Raw genomic sequence first — 15,066 nt, 5'->3', positions numbered from 1 at the left:
AGGTAAAATGACAACTTATAATCCGAATAAAATAGAAAAAAAATGGCAAGATTTTTGGGATAAAAATGAAACTTATCGGGCAGAAAATGACAGTAATAAAGAAAAATTTTATGCTCTTGTAGAATTTCCCTACCCTTCAGGACAAGGACTTCACGTAGGACATCCAAGACCTTATACAGCCCTTGATATAGTGGCAAGAAAGAGAAGATATCAAGGTTATAATGTGCTTTTTCCAATGGGATGGGATGCTTTCGGTTTGCCTACGGAAAACTTTGCTATAAAAAATAAAATACACCCGAGAGTTGTAACAGAAGAAAATGTGGCTAGATTTAAAAAGCAATTAAAATCAATAGGTTTTTCCTTTGACTGGTCAAGAGAGGTAAACACAACAGATCCTGATTATTACAAATGGACTCAGTGGATCTTTCTACAAATGTTTAAGCATGGCCTTGCCTATAAAAGTGAAATGCCAATTAACTGGTGCCCCTCCTGTAAAATAGGTCTTGCAAATGAAGAGGTTATAGCAGGCAACTGTGAGAGATGCGGACACAGTGTGGTTCATAAGGTAAAAAGTCAGTGGATGCTTGCTATTACTAAATATGCTCAAAGACTTTTAGATGATCTTGATGATGTAGATTATATTGAAAGGGTAAAGACTCAACAAAGGAACTGGATAGGTCGAAGTGAAGGAGCTGAAATTAAGTTCAGTATAAAGGATACAGATGAAAATTTAGATGTATTTACAACAAGACCTGACACTATTTTCGGTGCAACCTATATGGTAGTTGCTCCGGAACATCCAATAATTGAAAAGTATTCCGATAGAATTGAAAATATTGATGAGGTTAACAATTATAAAGAAGAAGTAAATAAAAAATCCGACTTTGAAAGGACTGAGCTTTCAAAAGAAAAAACAGGAATTGAGTTAAAAGGTTTAAGAGCTATAAATCCTTTAACTAAAAAGGAAATTCCAATTTGGATTTCAGATTATGTTTTAATGAGCTACGGCAAGGGAGCTATTATGGCTGTACCTGCTCACGATGAAAGGGACTATGCCTTTGCCAAAAAATTTAATCAGCAAATAATTCCTGTAATAGAAGGAGCAGATGTTTCAAAAGAAGCAGTTGTAGATATAGATAAGGGCATAATGATAAATTCAGGATTTTTAAACGGTCTTACAGTAAAAGAGGCAATAAAAAAATCCGTTGAAGAACTTGAAAAAATGGGTCTTGCACACAAACAAATAAACTTTAAGCTAAGAGACTGGGTATTTTCAAGACAAAGATACTGGGGAGAACCTATACCTTTGGTTCACTGTGATCATTGTGGTTGGGTACCTATTGATGAAAAAGATTTGCCTTTAGTTCTTCCTGATGTTGAAAATTATGAGCCTACAGATGACGGAGAAAGCCCTCTTTCTAAAATAGATTCCTGGGTTAATACCAAGTGCCCTAAATGTGGAAGAGATGCTAAAAGAGAGACAGATACCATGCCCCAATGGGCAGGATCATCGTGGTACTTTTTAAGATATACCGACAATAAAAATGATAATGCCTTTGCATCAAAAGAAGCTCTTGATTATTGGACTCCTGTGGATTGGTATAACGGAGGTATGGAGCATACTACTCTACACCTGCTTTACTCAAGATTCTGGCATAAATTCCTTTATGATATAGGACAAGTTCCTACCAAAGAACCCTACATTAAAAGAACTTCACACGGTATGATACTTGGAGATAATGGAGAAAAAATGTCCAAGTCCCGTGGCAATGTAATTAATCCTGATGAAATAGTAAGTGAATATGGGGCAGATACCTTAAGAACCTATGAAATGTTTATAGGAGACTTTGAAAAGAACGCTCCCTGGTCAGATAATGGAGTTAGAGGTTGTAGAAGGTTTCTAGAAAGAGTTTGGAATCTTCAAACAATAGTCAAAGAAGGAAATGAATATTCTCCGGAATTTGAATCAACAATTCATAAAACTATTAAAAAAGTTTCCTATGACTATGAAAATTTAAAGGCCAATACAGCTATAGCTGCACTTATGAGTTTGTTAAATGATTTTAATGATAAGGGAGAAATAACTAAAGAAGATTTAAGAACCTATCTTATTTTATTAAATCCTGTTGCACCTCATATAACTGAAGAAATTTGGGAAGCTCAAGATTTGGGAGGTTATTTAAATCAAGTTAGCTGGCCTGAATACGATGAGTCTAAAACAATAGATGATGTAATAGAGATACCGGTACAGTTTAACGGCAAAGTTAGATTTTCCATTGAGGCACCTAAAGATGCAGACAAAGAAACTGTTAGTGAGCTTGCAAAGAAAAATGACATTTATAATCAATATACTGAAGGTAAAACTATAGTTAAGGAAATATACGTACCGGGAAGAATATACAATATAGTAGTTAAATAGAACTTTAAAATACCCCGCAACTTAAAACAAGCGGGGTATTTTAAAACATCTTTAGGAAGTGAGGCATAATAAATGAACAGTATGACTGGATATGGTTTAGGTTACGCATCTAATGAAAGTATAAGCATAAAGGTTGAAATGAAATCTGTAAATAACAGATATTGTGATATAAATATCAGATTACCTAAAAGTTTATTTTATGTTGAGGATAAAATTAAAAACTTTGTAAAGAAATATGTTTATAGGGGAAAAATTGATATTTTTATTAACCTTGACTTTTTAAGCATTGCAGATTATAAAGTTTCTATAAATACGCCTCTAGCTAAGGAATATTATACTGCCTTGGAAGGTTTAAAGAATGATCTTAACTTAAAATCAGATATAAGCTTAAGTGATATATATTCCATGCAGGGAGTTATTGTAAACGAGTCTGAGGACCTTGACGAAAATATTTATATGGATATTTTAAGGGTTGCTTTAAATGAAGCGGTTACAAAGTTTGTAAAAATGAGAAATATAGAGGGAGAGAATATAAAAATTTCCTTTGAAAAAAATTTAGAGGTAATTAAATCTCATGCAGAAGAAATAAAGAGAAGAGCACCTTTAGTTATTAAAGAAAATACCGACAGATTAAAGGAAACTATAAGATTAAGCGTAGATGCGGATAAACTTGATTTAGCAAGGCTTTCAACAGAGGTTGCTCTTATGTGTGATAAGTTATCTATAGATGAAGAAATCACCAGAGTTTTTATTCACTTGGAACAATTTAATGATATAATTAACCGTAACGGTGCTATTGGAAGAAAATTGGATTTTTTAGTTCAAGAGCTTAATAGAGAGGTTAACACAATAGGATCCAAGACAAGCGATATAGAAATTTTAAATTTAGTTGTTGAACTTAAATCTGAAATAGAAAAAATTAGAGAGCAAATTCAAAATATTGAATAGTAAATTTTATTAAGGAGGGGTTTATTTGTCAGCAGGTTTTTTATTAGTCCTATCAGGACCTTCCGGAAGCGGTAAAGGAACAGTAAGCCAAGGACTTATGAAAGAAAATGATAAAATAGTATTTTCCACTTCTGTAACTACAAGAACTCCAAGACCGGGTGAGGTAAACGGAGATAATTATTTTTTCACTACAATTGAAGAGTTTGAGGAAATGGTAAAAAAAGATGAACTATTGGAATATGCCTTTGTTCACACCAACTATTACGGCACTCCTAAAAAATTTGTATTTGATGAAATAAAAAAAGGAGAAATAGTCCTTTTGGAAATAGATGTTCAGGGAGCCCTCCAAATAAAAAAAAGATATAAGGAAGCCGTCTTTATATTTTTACTTCCTCCTACTATGAGTGAGCTTAAAAACAGACTTAAAAAGAGAGATACTGAAACAGAAGAAGAGATTAACACCAGATACAGAAATGCTTTTAGAGAATTGGATTTTGTAGGAGAATATGATTACTTTGTAGTAAATAACGAAGTAAAGAAGGCGGTAGAGGATATAGAAAATATAATTGCCGCTGAAAGACTTAGAGTAAAAAGACACAAAAATATTAAGGAACAAATGCTTTCCGAAAGGAGCGAAATTTAATGATAATTCCATCATTTGAAGAATTAAAAGAAATAACCGACTCCAGATATTCACTGGTAGTTTTAATATCAAAAAGAGCAAGAAAAATAGTTGAGGGTTCAGGACCATTAATTGAAACGGAAAACACCAAGCCTGTATCAGTGGCCATTGAAGAAGCTGTAAAGGGTGCAATTGTATATGGACCCGACATGAGTGATAAGGCCTATAGAGAAAGAATAGAAAAAGAAAAACAGGAAAAGCTTGAAACAATTTTAAGAAGAAGACAGGAAGCTAATTCCCAATTAGAAAAAGAGGATTCTGATAATGCTTAAGGATAAAAATATTCTACTTGGCGTTACAGGGGGAATAGCTGCCTATAAATCACCTGCTCTTGTCAGTGCTTTAAGAAAAGAAGGAGCTAATGTAAAGGTTGTAATGACACCGTCAGCTTGTGAATTTATAACGCCTTTAACTATGCAGACCATGTCAAACAATCCCGTTCATGTTGAAACGTTTAATCAGCTTTCCAATATGGATGTAGAACACATATCCCTGGCAAAGTGGGCGGATATAATAGTTGTAGCACCTGCTACAGCTAACACTATAGCCAAGTTTGCAAACGGCATATGCGACAACCTTTTAACTACAGTGTTAATGGCAAGCAGATCCAAAATAATATTTGCTCCCGCTATGAATACATATATGCTTAAAAGTGATGCCAATATAAAAAACATGGAGACTCTTAAAGAAAGAGGAGTAAAAATTTTAGCCACTGCATCAGATATTTTAGCCTGCAATGACATTGGAGAAGGGAAAATGCTTGAACCTCTTGAGATACTGGAGGAAATAGATGAGGCACTTACTCAAAAGGATTTGTCAGGCAAGAGATTTTTAATAACAGCAGGACCAACTGTAGAATCCATTGATCCCGTTAGATATATTTCCAACCACTCCAGCGGGAAAATGGGATATGCCCTTGCTAAAATGGCAAAGTATAGAGGAGCTGAGGTTACCTTAATATCAGGTCCCACTAATATAAAGCCGCCTAAGACTGATAAATTTGTTTCAGTAACCAGCACTCAGGATATGTTTGAGGCGGTTAAAAATAATTTTTCAGATTGTGATGTTTTAATAAAGGCCGCTGCTCCGGCGGACTTTAGGCCTAAGGTAAGGGCTGAAGAGAAAATAAAAAAAGACAAAGACGCTCCTAATTCTATTGAGCTTGAAGGAAACATAGATATAGCAAAATACTTTGGCGAGATTAAAGATAAGCAAATTATGGTGGGCTTTGCAGCTGAAAGTATAGACGAGATTAAATATGGCATGGCCAAACTGAAAAAGAAAAACCTCGACATGATAGTTGTAAACAACATTAAGGCACAGGGAGCCGGGTTTAAATCTGATACCAATATAGCCAGCATAATTGACAGAGAGGGAAACATAGATTACTTGAAAAAGATGGATAAAAAGGATTTGGCGAATATCATCTTGAATAGGGTTAAAAATCTATTTTAAGCAAGATATTAATCTTGCTTTTTCTTTTTAAGAATATAAAATAACTATTAACATAAAATCCGGAGGGCAAAAAATTTTGAGTACATTAAAAAAATTAAAAAGAGTTGTTGTTAAGGTAGGGACATCTTCAATAACTCATGAAAACGGAATTATAAATCTGGCAAGAATAGATGAATTGGCATGCGAACTTGCCAACATCAAAAACAATAATATAGATGTGGCTTTAGTATCATCAGCTGCCATTGCTGCAGGGGCAAAAAGACTTAATTTGCCTTCAAGACCAAGAGATATCATAGGCAAACAGGCAGCATCATCAGTAGGACAGGTCGCTTTAATGAACACCTATAACCGAGCCTTTAATTTTTTTAACTATCAAACCGCACAGATTCTTTTAACTAAGCAAATAGAGGTGGATAAGCAAATGAGGGACAATGCTTATAACACTCTTAATGAATTATTTAAAATGAATGTAATACCAATAGTTAACGAAAATGACACTATATCCACTTTTGAAATAGAATTTGGAGACAACGACACCTTGTCTGCGGTGGTAGCAAGACTAATTAATGCAGATCTTTTAATATTACTTTCAGATATAGACGGACTTTACAATGATGACCCGAGAATAAATCCTAAGGCCGAGCTTATATCAGAAGTCTATGAAATTGACGATAAACTTAAATCTATGGCTAAGGATTCTAAAAGTTCAGTAGGCACAGGAGGTATGTCAACTAAGATAAATGCGGCACAAATGTGTATGGAGAAGGGCATAGATGTAGTTGTAGCAAACTCTAAGGACTTTAAAGTCATTAGAAGAATAATCGGAGGTGAAAGGGTTGGAACAATCTTTAAGACAAGAGCTTGAAAACTTGGCAGAAAAATCAAAAAAAGCGGCAAGAGAACTTTCCAAGCTTAATACAAGGCAAAAGAATCAAATACTTTTACAAATAAAAACCTATCTTTTAAGAGATAGGGATAAAATTATTGAAGAAAATAAAAAAGACATGGAGGAAGGAAAAAGGTCCGGACTTACTGAAGCCATGTTAGATAGACTTTCCCTTAACAAGGACAGAATTAAAGATATGGCGGACTCTATAGATGTAGTTGTGGATCTTGAAGACCCTATAGGCTCAGGGGAAGTAAAGGAGCTTGAAAACGGGCTTTTAATTTCAAAAAGACGAGTGCCTATAGGAGTTATTGCAATGATTTATGAAGCAAGACCTAATGTTACCTTAGATGCTTCAATTCTTGCAATTAAGTCTTCAAATTCCATTATTTTAAGAGGGGGAAAGGAAGCCTTTAACTCCAATAAAGCCATAGCAAAAACTATTAAAGAGGCAATTAAAGACTCAGGCTATAATGAAAATATAGTTAATCTTATTGAAAATACAAGTAGAGAGTCTTCAGTTGAGCTTATGAAGCTTAAGGGCTATGTAGATCTATTAATCCCAAGAGGTTCCGCCGGCCTTATAAAATCAGTAGTTGAAAATGCACAGGTACCTGTCCTTGAAACAGGAGTCGGCAACTGCCATTTGTATGTAGATGACAGTGCAAAAATAGACATGGCTGTTAATATATTTAAAAATGCAAAAACCACAAGAGTTGGAGTATGTAACGCCATGGAAACACTTTTAGTAAGTGAAAAAGTTTCAGATGAATTTTATCAAAAAATACAAAAAATAATTGATGAATATAAAATTACAGTTTACGGCTGTGAAAAGTCGGCAGAGAAATTAAAGAATGTTATAGCTGCAGGGGAAAAGGAATATTTTGAAGAGTTTTTAGATTACAAAATGGCAATAAAAATAGTTAAGGGAATTGATGAGGCTATAGCTCATATAGGAAAGTATTCCAGCGGTCATTCAGAAGTAATAGTTACAGAAAACTATGAAAATGCTCTTAGATTTTTAGATGAAGTCGATTCCGCCTGTGTCTATGTAAATGCAAGCTCAAGGTTTACTGACGGGGGTCAAATGGGTATGGGAGCCGAGATAGGAATCTCCACTCAAAAGCTTCATGCCAGAGGACCTGTAGGATTAAAGGAACTTACCAGTGAAAAATATGTAATATTGGGAACAGGTCAGGTTAGAAATTAGGAGGAAGAATGAAATATAAAAGTACCAGGGGAAGATCCTTTCAGGACTCAACCTATAAAACTCTTTTGGAAGGTCTAAGTGAGGATGGTGGACTTTACTTGCCTTTAGATCTTCCTAAGATAGATATAAAAGATAATGATATAAAAAACTTCACTTACACAGATTATGCAGAAAAAATTATAGGAGAAATTTTTAATGATATAGATAAAGAGGTCTTGTCGGAGGAAATTAAGCTGGCCTACAAAAGCTTTGATAGGGAAGTTTTGCCTATAAAAAAACTTGACAGTCTTTATTTAATGGAGCTTTATCATGGAGAGACTTTTGCCTTTAAGGATTTCGCCTTAAGTCTTTTGCCAAAGCTTATATCAAGAGCCTTGGAAAAAGAAAACCCCGACAAAAAGATTTTAATTCTTACAGCTACATCAGGGGATACAGGCTCAGCAGCCCTCTATGGTTTTAAAAATGTTAAAAATACAAAGATTATAGTTTTTTATCCAACCAAGGGAATCAGTGAAATTCAAAAAAAACAAATGGTATCTGTAGATGGAGATAATACCTATGCAGTAGGAGTAAGAGGAAACTTTGATGACGCCCAGTCGGCTTTAAAGGAAATTTTTAATGATAAAGAATTTAAGGACTATCTTAGAGACAAAAATTATCTTTTATCATCAGCCAACTCCATTAATATAGGTAGATTGGTCCCACAAATAGTTTATTATTTCTATAGCTATTTCACCTTGGTAAAAAGAGGAGAAATTTCTAATGGAGATAAGGTTTCAGTATCAGTGCCTACAGGAAACTTCGGCAATATTTTAGCAGCCTACATGGCAAAGAAAATGGGACTTCCAATTGAAGACTTAATTTGCGGATCAAATAAAAATAAGGTTCTTACGGATTTTATTAATACAGGCAGCTACAATGCAAATAGAGAATTTTATACAACTAATTCTCCCTCTATGGACATACTTATTTCTTCTAATCTTGAGAGGTTCTTGTACTATGAGTTGGAAGAGGATCCGGATAAAATTAATAACCTTATGAATAAATTAAAATCTTCAGGAGCTTACAGTATAGATCCCGCTTTATTAAATAATATTTACGGTTATAGCTATAATGATCAAGAGACCTTGGAGGAAATTAAAAGAGTATTTGATAATTATAACTACTTAATAGATCCTCACACAGCTATAGCTACTGCAGGGGCAAGGGATTATTTAAAAAATAAGGATACAAAAGTCCTAGTAGCATCTACAGCTTCTCCTTTTAAGTTTGCAGGTTCAATAGTATCGGCTCTCGGAGAAACTTGTTCTGATGAAATTTCCGCCATAGATCTTGTAGAAGACTTAACAGGAATAAGGGCAAAAAATTTTAAAAAACTTTTAAACAGTGAGATAAAACAAAAAAGGCAGATTGAAAAATCTGATATAAAAGAAGTAATAAGGGAGATATTAAAGTGATAATTAGAGTTCCGGCAACAAGTGCCAATATAGGACCGGGATATGATTCCATGGGTCTTGCTTTTAATTTATATAACGATTTTTATTTTTCATTAGCGGATAAAACAGATGAGGCCACTAAAAAATCCTTAATGTATAAATCTGTTGATTATTTTTTTAAAAGCTATAAGTTTAAAGTGCCTGAGCTTAATATAAGGGTTAAGGGGGATATACCCATGTCAAGGGGTCTTGGCAGCTCCGCCTCTTGTATAGTTGCAAGTCTTGTTTTTGCAAATGAATATAGCGGTCTTAATCTTAATAAGAAGGCTCTTTTAAAAATGGCGACGGAAATTGAGGGCCATCCCGATAATGTGGCACCTGCACTTTTAGGAGGCCATGTAACTTCACTTGTAAGAGATAAGGAGGTTTTTTATTATAAATCTTTACTATCAGAAAAATTAAAGTTTATTCTTCTTGTGCCTGACTTTAAACTTGAAACCAAGGAGGCAAGAAAGGTCGTTAAGAAAGAAGTTGCACTTGAAGATGCCGTGTTAAATATTGCTGCTGCAAGTCTTATTACACAGGCTTTAAGAACAGGTGACTTTGCACTTTTAAAGGGAGTAGCTGAGGATAGACTTCATGAACCTTACAGAAAGAAACTTATAAAGGACTATAATCTTATAAAAGAAGAAGTAACAAGAAGCAATGGAGTTTTATTTATATCAGGAGCGGGACCTTCTCTAATGGCAATAACCGAAGAAGCCAATGAAGGAGTCGAAAGCTCTCTAAGGTCAATAGAAACACAGGCCCATTGGAAAATATTAAATCTTAAAATAGACAACAGAGGCACCTATATAAAGGAGTAAAATTATAAAACTTAATACTCCTAAATCTACAGCTATCTCTAATAATATAGGCCTATGATTCAATTAAACTTATAAAAAACCTTCTGTTATTTTTACTTACATAAACCGCAAAGCTTTTTTAACATGAAGGTTTTTTCATAGCTAAAGCTGAAATAACTCCAATCTAATGTAATATTTAATTATAAAAGCAGCCGCCCCTGTGGCGGTTTTTTATTTTGCCTTATAAGCCTTAGGTTAAAGGCAAGTTTTTTAATTAGCATAAATATATAAGGCCCAATAAACCAGGCAAGTAGACCCTATCAGATTGACAAAACAGCATGGGGGGGGGGGGTAGAATAAGGCTAACATTTGAACTTTTTAAATAAAAAGAGATGAGGCTAAGGTAAAAATAAACTATTAATAGGATTAAAGATTTAATAAAAACAAGAGAGTATTAAAGAGAAGATAACTAAGGAGGAAAAAAATGAAAGCAAAGTCCGATAGGATATACGGAAAAATTAAAGATCTATTAAAAAGAAAATGGCAGTTTATATTTGCCCTTCTAATGGTTTTAACCTGTCTTTCTCTAAATGGATCTTCAGTCTATGCAGCGCCGGGAGATGTTCCAATAAATGAAACTAATTTCCCTGACGAGTTTTTTAGAGGTTATGTGAAGTATAATTTTGATAAAAATGGAGACGACATACTAAGTCAGGCGGAGTGTGATGCCGTTACAGAAATTAACCGTGGAGGTTGGAAAAGCTGGCGCCTTTATATAAAATCGCTAAAAGGAGTGGAGTACTTTACAAAGCTTAAAAAACTTAATGTGTTTATTAATGGTATTACAGACTTAGATTTAAGTAAAAATACTGAACTCATTTCTCTTAATTGTAGCTCAAATCCACTAAAAACTTTAAAATTATGTGAAAATTCGAAACTTAAAGAACTTTGGATAGAAAACTTTGATTATAATGAGCTTAATTTTGACTTTGGTAATGTTCCGAATCTTACTATGCTTAATTGTGGTCACAATAATATGAAAAGTTTGGATTTAAGCAGAAACCCGGAACTTACTTATCTTCAATGTAGAAGCAATCAATATAGCTATTTAGATGTAAGTAAAAATACTAAGCTTATCACTCTTGATTGTGCTGAGAATAAAAAACTTACAAATCTTAAATTAAATACAGCTCTTGAAGAACTTTGTTGCCATACTTGTCAACTTACAAATCTGAATCTGAAAGAATGCACATCTCTTAAAAAACTTTTGTGTAATAATAACAAAATAACAAATCTGGATTTAAAAGCCAACATAAATCTTGAAGAACTTTATTGTAATGATAATCAACTTACAAATTTGGATTTAAGCAATAATGCAAATCTTAAAATTGTTAATTGTAGTAAAAACAAAATAACAAGCTTAGATTTAAACCAAAATAAGGCTCTTAAAACCCTTAATTGCGGAGTAAACCAAATAACGAGTTTGGATTTAAGCCAAAATAAAGCTCTTGAACGTTTTGTTTGTAATAACAACCAAATAACTTCTTTAGACCTTCCTGATAATGTATTCATTTTTTATGGGGCTAATCAAAAATACACTATAAAAGTAGACAGTCTTACAAGGAAATTTATGTTTTCAGATTTTCCGGGAAATTTTGATGGAAGTAGAGTGTCAGATTTAGTTGGAGCGGACAAAGATGGGGATTCTTTTACAATAAAAGAAAATACAAGTGAAGTGAAATTTAATTATGCACCTCGAGGTGGCAATCCTAATAATAAGACGTTCGATGTTACATTAAATGTAGAATTTATTACGGATACAACACCACCTGCTTTCCCTAACCTTGTAGCAAATGATGACGGGAGCGTAGACATAACACCACCGGCAGACGAAGACACAAAAACAGTAACTGTAAAATATAAGGACAATGACGGAAACGACAAAGAAGTAACAGCAACAAAAGGTGACGACAACAAGTGGACTGTACCTGACGGAAGTGAAGTAACAGTAGACGAAAACACAGGAAAAATAACAATTCCTGAAGACAAGGTAAAAGACGGAAGTGAAGTAACAGCAACAGCTAAAGATAAAACAGGTAATGAATCAGACCCTGCAAGTGCAACAGCTAAAACACCAGTTGACACAACAGCACCTGCTGCACCGAATATTGTAGCAAATGATGACGGTAGTGTGAATATAACACCACCGGCAGACGAAGATACAAAAACAGTAACTGTAAAATATAAGGACAACGACGGAAACGACAAAGAAGTAACAGCAACAAAAGGTGACGACAACAAGTGGACTGTACCTGACGGAAGTGAAGTAACAGTAGATGAAAATACAGGAGAAATAACAATTCCTGAAGACAAGGTAAAAGACGGAAGTGAAGTAACAGCAACAGCTAAAGATAAAACAGGTAATAAATCAAACCCTGCAAGTGCAACAGCTAAAACACCAGGCGGACAATCTGATGCAGATAAGTATAATCCAAAGGGAAAAGACCTTATTGTAGAAAAAAATGAAACACCTAAGGCGGAAGACGGAATTGCAAATAAAAATGAACTTCCCGATGGAACAACATACACCTGGAAAGACAATACTCCACCTGACACAAGTACAACAGGGGATAAAACCGGAACAGTAGTAGTAACATATCCCGATAATTCAACAGAAGAAGTTACAGTTACTATAAAGGTTATAGACAGTGGTAGCAATCCTCAGACTCCCGAAAATGGAACTACTGTTGATGATAGCGGTAAGCACCCTGTTGATCCCGATAATAGTGACCAAGGTACCGGCATTATTGTAAAAAATCCTGATGAAGATACAAAAGTAAATGGAAAAGATGGAAATGGAAATGATATTCCTACAAAAATTGATCCTTCCACAGGAGAAATAATAGTAACCCCGGGATCAAATGTTGACGGACCTATTGTTATAACAGTTACAGATCCGGATCTACCCGGAGGCTCAACAGTTATAGTTGTAGGCATAAAAGACTATACACCTGAACATAACCATGAGCATGACAGATTTTATAACTTTGATTGGTTCCCTGATTACTACTCTTTCAGCACTCCAATCTATCAAGAAAAAGCCTACGAGACTCACGAACACACGGCCTATATAAAAGGATATCCTGATGGAAGCTTTAAGCCGGAATCAAACTTAACAAGAGCAGAAGCGGCAACCATGATTGCACGTCTTGTAAAACTTGACATGTCAGATGACACAAAGCCTGATTTTAAAGACGTAGAAAGCGGATGGTACAACGCAGCAATTAATGCAGTTGTAAAGAAAAACTTAATGATTCCTGATAAGGATGGAAACTTTAGACCTAATGAGGCCATTACAAGAGGAGAAATGGCAAGAGCTCTTCAATTTATAGACAAGAAAAACGACAAAACAGCACCTTTTGCCGATGTAAAGGGCCATGAATTTGAAGATGCCATTAACCAGGCTTATGGCAATGGAAGGATATTAGGCTACCCTGACGGCACCTTTAAACCTGAAGGAAAAATCACAAGAGCGGAAGTAGTTACCATGCTTAACAGATTAATGGACCGTATGGTTAGCCAAAGAGGACTTGAAGATGTTAAATACAGCTTGCATGGCTTTGCTGATCTTGACAGTAATCACTGGGCATATTATGAAATAATGGAAGCTTCAAACAATCACATCTACAGATTATTTGAAGAAGGAAAACTTGAAGAATGTTGGATAAATTTAGTTAAATAGTTAAAAATGCAAAAAAAAAAGAGGGTTGAGCCCTCTTTTTTATTTTGCGTTTTTAATTTTAATAAGGAAGAGCTCCATAACTCTTGAAAGTTTATCTAAAGGCAGATTTAAAACGACCTGGTAGATATTGCCATAACCGTTAAACGTAAAGCCCTTTGGTATTTCTTCCATAATACTCTTTAAATCTATATTTAAGTTTTGGGATCTGGTAACTATAATTTGTGCACCGTCAAGACCTTCAAGACCATAGATTTGAATGTAATTTTTTTCTTTCATAATAGTTGAAGATATTTCCTTTAAATCTTCAAGACTTATATTCTTAATAATCTTATAAATATAGTTAACATCTCCAACCCTTGTGGCAAGACTCTTTAGGCCTTCTATAGATTGAGATTTGGAAGCTAAGTTTACTTTGGGCCTTTCATTTTGCAAGGGTTTTTTAGTCGGGACAGGCTTTTCGAAAAAATCTTTTTTAATTTCATTTTTGTCATATTCTTCAGACTTTGGTTTTTCTATATTATCAGAATAAGCTTCTTCGGTTTTGCCTTTTTCTTCAACTTTTTCACAAGGCTTTTTTTCATCAGCTTCTTTTGCAGGCTTATCTTCTTTGGCAAGATTTTTTATTTTATCCTGATCCATAGGTTTAAAATTTGATTTTAAAGCCTTTACCTCTTTTAAAATATCCTCTTCATTATTTAAAAACAAAAGGCTTTTAAGGTTTGAAATTATATAAGCTTTATCTCTATAGTCTTTTAAGGCTCTTTCTCCTCCTACAAGGTGAAGAATAATTTTGTCCTTATCCCTTGAAATCTTTTTTATTTTTATAATGCCTACCTCGCCGGTTCTTTCAAGGCAGGGGCCTTCATAGGACACCTTCCCGTAGCCTTCAATGGATATTTCTTTATCCAGTGGGTCCTTTGAGATTTTAAGATTTGCCAAGCTTAAATGGTTAGCAAGCTCTTCAATTCTATCTACATTTTTATAAGATATATCTTTGGCATTAAGGCTTAAAAGATTTTCTGAAGAGGAGATTTTGTAGTCATTTATTTTTAAATCCGTGGACTTTTCTATACAAAGTCTTACTAGGGCATTAACGAGATTTTGTTGCATAAGGTCAAGTCTGTGAGGGTAGTCTATAGCCTGGATAATTTTATCGCCATCGGTTTTAAAGTAAATGGTGCCTGCAATTTCTCTAAGTTCTGGTCTTTTTGAATTTATTGTATAAATATCTCCCTCCAATTTTTCAGTTCCGAAAAATATTATTGATTCTGCGGGACTTTTATAGTCCGGAGAAATACTTTTTAAAATATCTGATTGGTATTCTTTTTCATAAGGGTAATCAATGTATCTTTTTTTCATAATAGCTCCTTTATATTCTTCTCTATATTTTATCACATTGACACGCCTTGTTAAATAATAAGGCAGATATTATAATCAACATGA

Annotated in this window: 11 protein-coding genes; 10 read left to right on the top strand and 1 reads right to left on the bottom strand. The window is 34.2% G+C overall.

Annotated elements, in window-relative coordinates:
• Positions 1 to 7 precede the first annotated feature (7 nt).
• The 10 genes from leuS to PEPCATONIAE_RS01950 all read left to right on the top strand — a co-directional run bounded on the left by leuS (position 8) and on the right by PEPCATONIAE_RS01950 (position 13,623).
• A complete protein-coding gene (leuS, locus tag PEPCATONIAE_RS01995; RefSeq protein ID WP_138159311.1) occupies positions 8 to 2,419 on the top strand; it encodes a leucine--tRNA ligase in 2,412 nt (803 codons plus the stop codon).
• A gap of 72 nt (positions 2,420 to 2,491) precedes the next feature.
• Entirely contained in the window at positions 2,492 to 3,367 is an 876-nt protein-coding gene (locus PEPCATONIAE_RS01990; RefSeq protein ID WP_138159310.1) for a YicC/YloC family endoribonuclease, read from the top strand.
• Between the two features lie 25 nt (positions 3,368 to 3,392).
• Positions 3,393 to 4,010 (top strand): guanylate kinase, encoded by a 618-nt coding sequence (gene gmk / locus PEPCATONIAE_RS01985; protein WP_138159309.1) that lies wholly within the window; start codon positions 3,393 to 3,395, stop codon positions 4,008 to 4,010.
• Positions 4,010 to 4,321 (top strand): DNA-directed RNA polymerase subunit omega, encoded by a 312-nt coding sequence (rpoZ, locus tag PEPCATONIAE_RS01980; RefSeq protein ID WP_138159308.1) that lies wholly within the window; start codon positions 4,010 to 4,012, stop codon positions 4,319 to 4,321. The genes gmk and rpoZ overlap by 1 nt, the downstream gene beginning before the upstream one ends.
• Positions 4,314 to 5,504: a bifunctional phosphopantothenoylcysteine decarboxylase/phosphopantothenate--cysteine ligase CoaBC gene (gene coaBC / locus PEPCATONIAE_RS01975; protein WP_138159307.1), complete on the top strand. Its 1,191-nt coding sequence runs from the start codon at positions 4,314 to 4,316 to the stop codon at positions 5,502 to 5,504. The genes rpoZ and coaBC overlap by 8 nt, the downstream gene beginning before the upstream one ends.
• Before the next feature lie 73 nt (positions 5,505 to 5,577).
• On the top strand, positions 5,578 to 6,369 hold the full coding sequence (gene proB, locus PEPCATONIAE_RS01970) for a glutamate 5-kinase (protein ID WP_138159306.1): 792 nt from the start codon (positions 5,578 to 5,580) through the stop codon (positions 6,367 to 6,369).
• Positions 6,341 to 7,600 carry a glutamate-5-semialdehyde dehydrogenase gene (locus PEPCATONIAE_RS01965; RefSeq protein ID WP_138159305.1) on the top strand — a complete coding sequence of 420 codons (1,260 nt, stop codon included), beginning with the start codon at positions 6,341 to 6,343 and terminating at the stop codon, positions 7,598 to 7,600. The genes proB and PEPCATONIAE_RS01965 overlap by 29 nt, the downstream gene beginning before the upstream one ends.
• 8 nt (positions 7,601 to 7,608) lie before the next feature.
• Positions 7,609 to 9,057: a threonine synthase gene (thrC, locus tag PEPCATONIAE_RS01960; protein ID WP_138159304.1), complete on the top strand. Its 1,449-nt coding sequence runs from the start codon at positions 7,609 to 7,611 to the stop codon at positions 9,055 to 9,057.
• Positions 9,054 to 9,902: a homoserine kinase gene (gene thrB, locus PEPCATONIAE_RS01955; RefSeq protein WP_138159303.1), complete on the top strand. Its 849-nt coding sequence runs from the start codon at positions 9,054 to 9,056 to the stop codon at positions 9,900 to 9,902. Before thrC ends, thrB begins: the two co-directional genes overlap by 4 nt.
• A 463-nt stretch (positions 9,903 to 10,365) precedes the next feature.
• A complete protein-coding gene (locus PEPCATONIAE_RS01950) occupies positions 10,366 to 13,623 on the top strand; it encodes an S-layer homology domain-containing protein (protein WP_138159302.1) in 3,258 nt (1,085 codons plus the stop codon).
• 39 nt (positions 13,624 to 13,662) lie between these two features.
• Here PEPCATONIAE_RS01950 and PEPCATONIAE_RS01945 read toward each other — a convergent pair whose 3' ends face one another.
• Positions 13,663 to 14,982, bottom strand: coding sequence for an alanyl-tRNA editing protein (locus PEPCATONIAE_RS01945; protein ID WP_138159301.1), 1,320 nt, complete (start codon positions 14,980 to 14,982; stop codon positions 13,663 to 13,665).
• Between the last annotated feature and the right edge of the window lie 84 nt (positions 14,983 to 15,066).

This window comes from Peptoniphilus catoniae (assembly GCF_901447155.2).
In the GTDB taxonomy this organism is placed as follows: domain Bacteria; phylum Bacillota; class Clostridia; order Tissierellales; family Peptoniphilaceae; genus Peptoniphilus_E; species Peptoniphilus_E catoniae.
This window is presented reverse-complemented; position numbering and strand designations above follow the sequence as displayed.

Bases quoted from the DNA above. Each gene is read 5' to 3' on its own strand.
- leuS (WP_138159311.1), top strand. From the start codon at position 8: ATGACAACTTATAATCCGAATAAAATAGAAAAAAAATGGCAAGATTTT.
- PEPCATONIAE_RS01990 (WP_138159310.1), top strand. From the start codon at position 2,492: ATGAACAGTATGACTGGATATGGTTTAGGTTACGCATCTAATGAAAGT.
- rpoZ (WP_138159308.1), top strand. From the start codon at position 4,010: ATGATAATTCCATCATTTGAAGAATTAAAAGAAATAACCGACTCCAGA.
- coaBC (WP_138159307.1), top strand. From the start codon at position 4,314: ATGCTTAAGGATAAAAATATTCTACTTGGCGTTACAGGGGGAATAGCT.
- thrC (WP_138159304.1), top strand. From the start codon at position 7,609: ATGAAATATAAAAGTACCAGGGGAAGATCCTTTCAGGACTCAACCTAT.
- PEPCATONIAE_RS01950 (WP_138159302.1), top strand. From the start codon at position 10,366: ATGAAAGCAAAGTCCGATAGGATATACGGAAAAATTAAAGATCTATTA.
- PEPCATONIAE_RS01945 (WP_138159301.1), bottom strand. From the start codon at position 14,982: ATGAAAAAAAGATACATTGATTACCCTTATGAAAAAGAATACCAATCA.